A 7557-nucleotide genomic window follows, 5' to 3' on the forward strand; every position below is an offset into this window, starting at 1 on the left:
ACCGGATACTTGAAACCGGCACCACGTTTCCCGTCGGCGGCTTTATCACGGAACATCCATGGAGGGTCAGCATAGATCAGAGTGTATTTTCCGCTCATGCTGACACCTTCTTGCTATTCAGTTGCTCCGCCAGGCGCTGAGCCTTCAGCGGGTTCTGGATAACCTGTCCGCCGGGCGCCAGCCAGCCACGGCGCACGGACGAATAAACCAGCGTGATACTGCCAACGCGAATGCTGTCGTGTGGGTTAGTCATAAATCACCCCGGCGGTGGCGCAGATCCCGGCATAGCATCCCTGGCGAAGCCGGTTCCCGCGGCCAATGCACTGATCGCGGCGTATAGCGATACGGGCCCGTTCAACCTCGCCAGTGGCCGCATCCATGCACTCAAGCCAGAGGCGAGCGGCCAGGCGGTACTGGCCTTTGTTCTCGCGAGCAATAGCGCGCTGCTCGATCTCCATTGCCGCCGGCGTTACGGCGACAAGAGGGGGCGCTTTGCGCTGCGAGACATAATCCGCGTGGTATTTTTCCATCCGATTCATCGTATCCAACCCTCTCGAAAAATTACCGCCAGCAGGAACAGCCAGGCGGATACGGCGGCCAGGTACAGAAACCATCCTGACCACCTTTCCCAGTACCTCGCCAGCGACGTCACGCCGCATTACCAACCGGGCGAAATACTCGCTGCTCAACCGGAGGCTTTTTTCCAGCAAACTCCGTTGTGCCGTTCTGCTGACGTTCATCAAGCCAGCGCTCGATCTCTTCGCTGTTCCAGGCACAGCGCTTGTCTGTGATCCAGAAACGCTTAGGGAACTCCCCGTTTTTCTCCATGCGGTCGATAGTGCTCATCGATACAGGCACCACCGCCAGCAGTTCATTTTTGCCTAATGCACCTTTCATCGTTACCTCTCTTTTTTCAGTGCGGCGCGCCCGGCGCCGCGGTGGTGATTACATCGGGATTTGATTCAGCTCTTCGCGGCGGATGCTGTATACGTCCGTAGCTTTAGCCAGACGCTCATCATCGTTAGCGAGCTTTTTGGCAACGTATTTGTAAGCGTTGTCCAGGTCCTTCAGCGTGTTGTAGTTCATCGCTGCGTCAGTGAAAGCGCACAGAATTTCTTCTGGATCGCGGTCGTCGCTGCTCTTTGGTTTCTCTTCCGCCGGTTGTTCAGGCTTCGTGTTGATCAGCTTGTTCATGCCGGATGCAGTCGCTGGTGTTGGCGTAATATCGCGCTCAACACGCGGTGCTGCTTCCTGCAATTCGTCAGGGGTGTAGACGCCAAGGAGAACATCAGGGGCGTGCAGGCGTGCCCAGCGCTTAACGCACAGGTAAGCCAGTTGCTGACGAGGATCCTGCTCCCAGAGGGGTGAGTTGCGCACGCCGGCTTGCGCCATGCTGATGGTCAGGGTGCGAGGCTCAGATTCGCCTTTAAGGGTTGCCCACACTGTCACTGTCAGGCTCGGAGATTTGTCGGTTTTCCCGCTTACTTTTGACCAGTCGCCATCCCATTTGTAGTTCAGGCGAGTGGCCAGAAGGTTTGAGGAAGAGACAACCGCATTAACCAGTTGCGCTTCATAGCCCAGCGTGCCGTTAACCACATGCGTTTTCTGCGCCACCGCGAACGGGTTCATTCCCCACTGCGCAGCTTGCATAGTCACCGCCAGGCAGTCAGCTGGCTTTCCAGCCAGGTGCGCCGGAACAGTGGCTTTGCTGTCAGCCATCAGGGTGGCAAATCGCACCAGGCGATCCATCCCTTCCGGGCTGAAGATTGCCGCGGCGGTGCCGACGGTAGCACCAGGCTGAGAAGTGATTGCGATGTCGTTGCTCATACGTACATATCCTGTTTACGTGCCCACTCAGGGCGTTTAATAACTTCAAATCCACCCCAGTCGCCTGTTTCGCGGCACTGGTGATAGGTATTCAGATCCCGGCGGTAGAGCGCATGCCCTGTGTCCACGTCCTGCGCATCCAGTTCGAACACCCGTACCGGGTAGCGGCCGCAGTCAATGGTTTCGCTCACTGCAAGGAAGAAGAATCCATGTGGATCGCCGGTGGTTTGCTGCGCGCCTTCGCGGTACATCGCGTCCTGTACGTGGTACCGGAATTCCTCAATGTGGCGCGAGAAACGCTCCATATCGGCAACCTTCTTCACGTCCAGCAGAACAGGGTGATTCTTCAGACGCTTGTCCGGACGTATGCGGCACAGCTCGCCAGTCTCCGGATCCGTCCAGTAGTGGGAGGCTTCGCAGAATCCTTCCGCTTCAAGCAGCCATCGCGCTGCCGGGTGCGCCATTGCGCTATCACGCATCAGCTTCAACTGACGATCCTGCTCCGCCTCCATAACTGTTTTCCCGCTCCCCTCGCAATCCTTCATGAAAGCCGCTTCATCCGCTTTCCCCTGGTTTGTTCGGCGGTTAAAGGTTGGCGCCACGATGAAGCGCTTATCGAACTCTTCCGGTTCCAGAAGCAGGCAGTGCAGGGCTGTCCCCATATCCAGAGCTTTCAGCTTTTCGGTATCGACCGGTGCTGATTTCTGCCACTGCAGAAGGGCCGGGCTCAGCGCCACCATATCCAGCTGCGACTTACTCACGCCGTCGCCGGCGTGGTAGTCTTCGTTGCTGATATCGAAGTAAATTCCTGGTGTCATGCAGCGTTCCTCGCCGTATCCAGTTGGTCAGCCAGATCCCACTTGGCAATGATGCCGGTGAGTTCCCGCTGATACGCAGCCAGGCATTCTTCAAACTCAGAGCTCATCATCAGCTCTTCCAGGATCTCGCTGCGCACGCCTTTGCGCTCCAGTTCGTAGAATGGCTTTTGCAGCTGATGGAACTTGATCGCGTCGATAAGCTCGACGTGGCGCTCGTACAGCATCTGGTTAAGCTGGTAGTCGCCGTCGATGTTGTTCATGATTTTTTTCAGGTTGTTAATCTGCCGAATGTTCACTTGCTCACCCCCATACCCATTTCCGTTTTTGCTGCCAGTTTGCTGACGAACGCCCAGCTGATTGCTTCCGGCAGCGTGCGAAACTTCCAGCTCATCAGCCCGCATGCCGTAACGCAGTACCAGCCGTTAATGATTTGCCATTGCATACACACCTCACTATTACCATTTGGTAAATATCAGGGGTATGAGAAAGCCACCAGGTGGTGGGTTTCTGGTAATTCAACGCCCTGCTGTTACCGTTAAGGTAATAATCTGATCAATTTTCGAATTAGTCAATAGATGTGACGAGGAAAAGTTTACCATTTTGGTAAATGCATGAGGCGCGGGAAGTTATCCCCCCGGCAGGAGTGACAGGTAGATTAGAGGTTTACTGGTTCTGGCTGACGATGAACTTGATGAAGGCGGTGATCTTGTTTTTCTCTTCCTGCGCCAGCCTGGCGTATTCGTGGTGGTCATAGTCAATCAGACCAGCATTGCCAGGCGGCAGGATCAGCTCATATGCATCGCGGCCGAACGCCCGCGCGATAGCCGCCAGTACGCCAATGCTGGTGGAGCCTTCTACGTTCAGGATGCGATTTACGGTTGCCTGACCGATGCCGGCCGCTTCCGAAACCTTTTTCTCTGAGTTCAGATTCGGATGCTCTCCCATCCATACACCCAGGGTAAAAGCTGCCTGCTTTTCTACGCTCCATTCCTGCGGGTCGATAATCTTCGGCAGGATCGGGTTGTCAGAAAGATGGTCGACATCCAGCCAGAATCGCTCTTTCCTGGTGAAAGCTTCGATCTCGCGCGCGACGCTTGCGCCGATATTTTTGGTCCCTTTGCTCCACCTGTTAACGAGATTCGCTGATTTTTTGAATCTCTCGGCAAACCGGAGTTGCGTGTTATCGAAATCCTTCCGGATTATCTCGTTGAGGTTGTCGCGTCGTATGTCGTAGATGCTTTTCATTTCTATTTTTTTGGCCTGAAATTGTTACCTAACTGATTAAATTTAATGGAATATTACCATAAAGGTAAACTTACCAAAAAGGTAACAGTCATTGATTTTTACACCAGATTGGTAATAATCAGGCTGTCTAAAGTTAGTCCGGGACTAAAAAAATATGAGCGATGTGCAAAAATTTGACTTCAAACGCTGCTGGCTCGACCTCTCTCCGGCAGAACGTGAAGAGTTCGCAAGTGACGCCGGCACGACCAGCCACTACATTCAGGTTCACCTGACTGGCCGTAGAAGAATTCCACGTAAACCTCTGTTAGAAAGACTGTTTAAAGCCTGCAAATCCCGTAAGTGGATCACCGCAAAATCCGACCTGGTCCTCTGGTTCCACGAACGTTAATCCTCAAAACGCACCCGCGCCGCCACCCCCAGGCGGCTTCTGCCTCTCCCTGAATACCAATCTGGTAATAATTATCCAAATACGGTTGATCTTTTTTTGGCTTGCTGCAAAATTACCAAAGACAAATGCAGAAAGAGGGCAAGTCGATGAAGCGAATTACCCAGCGAGAGGCCATTGAACAAGGGCTCACCCGGTTCTACACAGGGAAGGCGTGTAAGCATGGCCATGACAGCGAGCGATACACCATCAGCGGCGAGTGCGTAACGTGCAATAACGAGCGCGCGCGCCGGCAGGCGCAGATGAGATCGGAGCGTCTGAAAGCAGCCAGAAAGGCCAGGGAGGCAGCATGACGCCTTCAGCTTACTACAACGAAAACAACCCATTCGCGGCGCAGTGGCTGCGTAACCTCATAGCCGCCGGGCATATTGCCCCTGGCGAAGTTGATGAACGGAGTATTGAAGATGTCACACCTGACGACCTCAGAGGATTTACCCAGTGCCACTTTTTCGCCGGGATCGGCGTCTGGTCTCATTCCCTCCGCCTCGCCGGATGGCCAGATGATCGCCCGGTCTGGACTGGCTCCTGCCCGTGCCAGCCTTTCAGCGCGGCAGGCAAAGGAGATGGGTTTACTGACGAGCGGCACCTTTGGCCTCACTTCTTCCACCTCATCAGCGAGCGCAGACCTCAGCATGTCTTTGGTGAACAGGTTGCAAGCGGTAACGCAAACACATGGTTCGACCTTGTACAAGCAGACCTAAAAGGAATGGGATACGCCTTCTGGCTTGTGCCGTTTACGTCAGCGGGCATCGGTGCGCCGCACATCAGAGAGCGAGCTTACTGGGTGGCCCACGCCGACAGCGTCGTCAGTGACCGGCGCGGGAGCGTCCGGGCGCCAGGGCGGGATGAATATTCAAACGGCGGCGATGATGTCAGGCTGGCCGACTCCAACCACGATCGACAACAACCAGGTCAGGGGGCTGGGTGCCGCTGCCAATGCGCCGAACAGGCGATCGACATTGGGAGGGGCGGCGAGAATGGCGGGCTGGGTAACGCCAACGTCGCGCGACTGGAAGGACTCAGCGGGAATGACTGCGCAGCGGGACGGGAAGGAACGACTGGACCAGCTGCCGCGCCAGGCGTTCATGACAGGCTGGCCAACACCGACAACGAGCAATACTCGATCGCCATCAGTGGATGCGGCCATGAACATGTATCGACAGGACGGGAGCAAGACCCAGCAGCGTCTGCAGGACCTCGCGGGGATTACCGGCCCCACGAGGTTAACGGTTTTTGGCGAGATGCGGACTGGCTCTTTTGTCGAGATGGCAAATGGCGTCCAGTTGAACCCGGCACATTCCCGCTGGTTGATGGGGCTGCCGCACGAATGGGACGAGTCGAGCCCGGGGTGGCAAGAGTGGCAAGCAGCAACCGCGTCGGCCGCCTGAAAGGGTACGGCAACGCCATAAACGCCCAGGCAGCTGCGGCTTTTATTCGCGCTTACATGGGGGTGCAGGATGGCCAGTAGCTGGATAAAAGTCGAGGTGATCACACCAGACAAGCCGGAGATTTTCCAGATAGCGGAAATCCTGAATATCGACCCCGACGCGGTACTCGGTAAGCTCGTTCGCATATGGGCATGGGCGGATCAGCAGACTGTCGACGGTAACGCTGGCAGCGTTACAAAAGGAGTGCTTGACCGTATCGCTTTTATTACAGGATTCGCTGATGCACTGATCGCTGTTGGTTGGCTCGCTTACGACGGCAACAAGCTTATTCTCCCCAACTTTGAGCGCCATAATGGGGAAAGCTCTAAAAAACGGGCACTTACAAACAGAAGGGTTGCAGCACACCGAAAAAATGAAACGCAGAAAGTAACGCTGGCTGCGTTACAAAAAGCGTTACCAGAGGAAGAGGAAGAGGAAGAGGAAGAAGTAAAAGATAAGATCCCCCCTAACCCCCCAAGGGGGAGGGAGCCAAAAAAATCTTATCCGTATCCTGAACAGCTCAATGCCGAAGCCTGGGATGAGTGGAAGGCCTACAGGTCGGAAATGCGGTTTAAAGCCTACGCGCCAACTGAACGGAGCGAGGGCGCAGCAATCACCGAACTGATTAACCTGTCTGGCGGCAACCACATACGGCAGATGCAGATTGTGAAGCAGAGCATGGCGAAGGGTTGGAAAGGGCTGTTCGAGCTGAAAGGCGGCTCTGGGCAGCGAGATGTGAATACCATATCTCGTCCGGATACTGAGATCCCGCCGGGATTCAGGGGAGGCCCGGCGCCCTGACAGCCAGCGCAGCGCGGAAGCGCATTTTTTTACGCCTTAATGTTTACCAAAAAGGTAATAAAATATGCGCAATGCTATTGATATTGATCCGTTTATGGTTATAAATTACCAATAAGGTAAAAATCATGCGAAAGACACTACAGGCACTTGGCCGGCTTAAAGCGGGCCAGATGAACAAAACCGAAACGGCGTACTGCCAGAACCTTGAGCTGCGTAAGCGCTACGGGGAAATCGCCTGGTACCGGTTCGAAGGCATCAAGCTGCGTCTGGCTGACAACACGTTCTACACGCCTGACTTCGCCGTGATGCTGGCAAACGGCCAGATGGAATTGCATGAGGTGAAGGGGTTCTGGACTGACGACGCCAGGGTGAAAACCAAAGTCGCAGCCGACCAGTACCCATTCCGGATCATCGGAGTAACGAAGCGCCCGGCAAAAGCCGGCGGCGGGTGGAAGGTCGAAGAGTTCTAAAACAACGATCTTCATTGATATCAATTGAATCAATAAGTTAAACGGGTAAGCGGGGGTAAGTATGGATTTCGATTTCGTGAATTACAGTCGGCGGTCACTGCTGCTGTTCGTGATGGTGGCAAACATCATTGGTTGGGTGGCAATCGTCGCCATCCTGTATGTGGCTTATCTGGCGATCGAGTGGGTGGCGGCATGAACATCTCAACAGTAAACGAGATCATCGCTTCCCTGGAGAGCGCAGGCGAGCTGTCGATCAGAGAGCAGAAGTTCCTGAAGCTGGCGAAAGCGTACCAGCAGCTGGCTGCGGAGAATGTGGCGCTGAAGAATGTTTTTGGCCCCGGCGATGCAGTGCTGAATTTTCTCACTATCGCATTAAGACACACAACGTATGACAGGATTGACCTTGATGACGTCTCGCTGGCTTTCAAAATGTCGCTGCCAGAAACCCCCGCCACCGATCGCATCGTAGCCGGGATTAAGGCTGATGGGGTGGAGGAGTTTGCAAAGTACATCTCACTCTACAG

13 protein-coding genes and 2 pseudogenes are annotated in these 7557 nt (G+C 54.8%); 6 read left to right on the forward strand and 9 right to left on the reverse strand.

Annotated features, from left to right (window positions below):
• From K5R89_RS26285 to K5R89_RS26325, 9 genes and pseudogenes are all read right to left on the reverse strand, one after another.
• Window positions 1–98: pseudogene (locus K5R89_RS26285) on the reverse strand (adenine methylase); the annotation flags it as partial.
• The gene (locus K5R89_RS26290; RefSeq protein WP_004152545.1) at window positions 95–253 is read right to left on the reverse strand and encodes a DUF1317 family protein; all 159 of its coding nucleotides are present in this window, start codon (window positions 251–253) and stop codon (window positions 95–97) included. The gene K5R89_RS26290 and the pseudogene K5R89_RS26285, both read right to left, overlap by 4 nt.
• Window positions 246–539, reverse strand: coding sequence for a PerC family transcriptional regulator (locus tag K5R89_RS26295; RefSeq protein WP_009485475.1), 294 nt, complete (start codon window positions 537–539; stop codon window positions 246–248). Before K5R89_RS26295 ends, K5R89_RS26290 begins: the two co-directional genes overlap by 8 nt.
• A gap of 109 nt (window positions 540–648) precedes the next feature.
• Complete coding sequence (locus tag K5R89_RS26300) at window positions 649–897, reverse strand: AlpA family transcriptional regulator (RefSeq protein WP_217259480.1); 249 nt, start codon at window positions 895–897, stop codon at window positions 649–651.
• 48 nt (window positions 898–945) lie between these two features.
• A complete protein-coding gene (locus tag K5R89_RS26305; protein ID WP_048293170.1) occupies window positions 946–1827 on the reverse strand; it encodes a RecT family recombinase in 882 nt (293 codons plus the stop codon).
• A complete protein-coding gene (locus K5R89_RS26310) occupies window positions 1824–2645 on the reverse strand; it encodes a PD-(D/E)XK nuclease-like domain-containing protein (protein WP_042632443.1) in 822 nt (273 codons plus the stop codon). The genes K5R89_RS26305 and K5R89_RS26310 overlap by 4 nt, the downstream gene beginning before the upstream one ends.
• Window positions 2642–2941, reverse strand: coding sequence for a hypothetical protein (locus tag K5R89_RS26315; RefSeq protein WP_217259479.1), 300 nt, complete (start codon window positions 2939–2941; stop codon window positions 2642–2644). Before K5R89_RS26315 ends, K5R89_RS26310 begins: the two co-directional genes overlap by 4 nt.
• Window positions 2938–3087: a hypothetical protein gene (locus K5R89_RS26320; RefSeq protein WP_004164037.1), complete on the reverse strand. Its 150-nt coding sequence runs from the start codon at window positions 3085–3087 to the stop codon at window positions 2938–2940. The genes K5R89_RS26315 and K5R89_RS26320 overlap by 4 nt, the downstream gene beginning before the upstream one ends.
• A 221-nt stretch (window positions 3088–3308) precedes the next feature.
• On the reverse strand, window positions 3309–3890 hold the full coding sequence (locus tag K5R89_RS26325; protein WP_217259478.1) for a helix-turn-helix transcriptional regulator: 582 nt from the start codon (window positions 3888–3890) through the stop codon (window positions 3309–3311).
• A 154-nt stretch (window positions 3891–4044) separates the two neighbouring features.
• On the opposite strand from K5R89_RS26325, the gene K5R89_RS26330 reads away from it, so the two are divergent.
• The 6 genes and pseudogenes from K5R89_RS26330 to K5R89_RS26350 form a co-directional block, all read left to right on the forward strand.
• Window positions 4045–4278 carry a hypothetical protein gene (locus K5R89_RS26330; protein WP_023285447.1) on the forward strand — a complete coding sequence of 78 codons (234 nt, stop codon included), beginning with the start codon at window positions 4045–4047 and terminating at the stop codon, window positions 4276–4278.
• Between the two features lie 146 nt (window positions 4279–4424).
• On the forward strand, window positions 4425–4628 hold the full coding sequence (locus K5R89_RS27655) for a hypothetical protein (protein WP_025367983.1): 204 nt from the start codon (window positions 4425–4427) through the stop codon (window positions 4626–4628).
• The gene (locus K5R89_RS26335) at window positions 4625–5803 is read left to right on the forward strand and encodes a DNA cytosine methyltransferase (protein ID WP_217259477.1); all 1179 of its coding nucleotides are present in this window, start codon (window positions 4625–4627) and stop codon (window positions 5801–5803) included. The genes K5R89_RS27655 and K5R89_RS26335 overlap by 4 nt, the downstream gene beginning before the upstream one ends.
• Complete coding sequence (locus K5R89_RS26340; RefSeq protein ID WP_217259476.1) at window positions 5793–6563, forward strand: DNA replication domain protein; 771 nt, start codon at window positions 5793–5795, stop codon at window positions 6561–6563. Before K5R89_RS26335 ends, K5R89_RS26340 begins: the two co-directional genes overlap by 11 nt.
• A 125-nt stretch (window positions 6564–6688) precedes the next feature.
• Window positions 6689–7033 carry a DUF1064 domain-containing protein gene (locus K5R89_RS26345; RefSeq protein ID WP_217259475.1) on the forward strand — a complete coding sequence of 115 codons (345 nt, stop codon included), beginning with the start codon at window positions 6689–6691 and terminating at the stop codon, window positions 7031–7033.
• Between the two features lie 192 nt (window positions 7034–7225).
• Window positions 7226–7557, forward strand: a pseudogene (locus K5R89_RS26350) (hypothetical protein); the annotation flags it as partial.

It is taken from the genome of Klebsiella sp. TF21-TM, from assembly GCF_019753495.1.
In the GTDB taxonomy this organism is placed as follows: domain Bacteria; phylum Pseudomonadota; class Gammaproteobacteria; order Enterobacterales; family Enterobacteriaceae; genus Klebsiella; species Klebsiella quasipneumoniae.